Genomic DNA, 782 nt, shown 5'->3' with positions numbered 1-782 from the left:
AGCATGTGAACTCCCCCCCACACTTAAGATGTACATTGTCCCCAATGTACGCATGTAAGCACAATAAAAGATAATTAGTGAAAGTATAATGTGTGGGAAAAGCAATTTAAAACAATACTCCCCTTCCTCCAAGTCGTGCGTTTGATGGAGCCCTGTTTATTGAGAAGTTATGTTGTTAGGGTTATGAAGCATACACGGTTATGAGACCGTGTCCATTACTAGTTCCTTAATTCCACTCAAGTAGGATCTCTGCACGCACGCACACAAAAGAGTTTAAGTATAGCTCTGCAGCAAATATGACTAATAACTGAAAATATACAAGTCATGAATGATCTCAGAAGGAAGATGTCCTTTCTGAGTCATGTACAAGTCCAAAAATAAATATAAAAAGTACAAAAGTATAAAAAAATAAAAATCTAAGATGCCTCAGCTCGGTGTCCTGCTCAGCAGCGTCGGGTGCGTTTGCTGGCTCTGCTGGTGGTGGTGGTGGTGGTGATGGAGAACGAGGGTGCACGATAAACGGGGAGGTCAAAGCTCCCTGAAGTAACTGCTCGATCTGGTCGAATCGAGCCCTGACCTCTGTGCAGAAAGAGGTAAACGTGCCCCTGAGCTCCGCTAAATCTGTCTGGATACCCCCAACAGCACCCTCGAGCCTCTCAAAGCGATCATCGGCTCGAGTGGTGGGTGTAGGTGCCACAGGGGGTGTGGTAGGCGCGATACGCGCTACCCGCAAGTGCACGGGTCGTCAAGTAATACCCCTCGCACGAGCACGAGGGGGTCGT

General features: G+C 47.3%; 1 protein-coding gene. It reads left to right on the top strand.

Annotation, left to right across the window (positions count from 1 at the left end):
- Window positions 1–599 precede the first annotated feature (599 nt).
- Window positions 600–782 (top strand): hypothetical protein (locus ACFIJJ_RS09935; protein WP_375646837.1); only part of this gene is annotated, 183 nt, incomplete at its 3' end.

The sequence above is a fragment of the Bartonella sp. TT29SHDZB genome (assembly GCF_042193395.1).
Lineage (GTDB): Bacteria > Pseudomonadota > Alphaproteobacteria > Rhizobiales > Rhizobiaceae > Bartonella.
The sequence above is the reverse complement of the archived record's forward strand: the minus strand, read 5'-3'. Positions and strand labels throughout refer to the sequence as shown.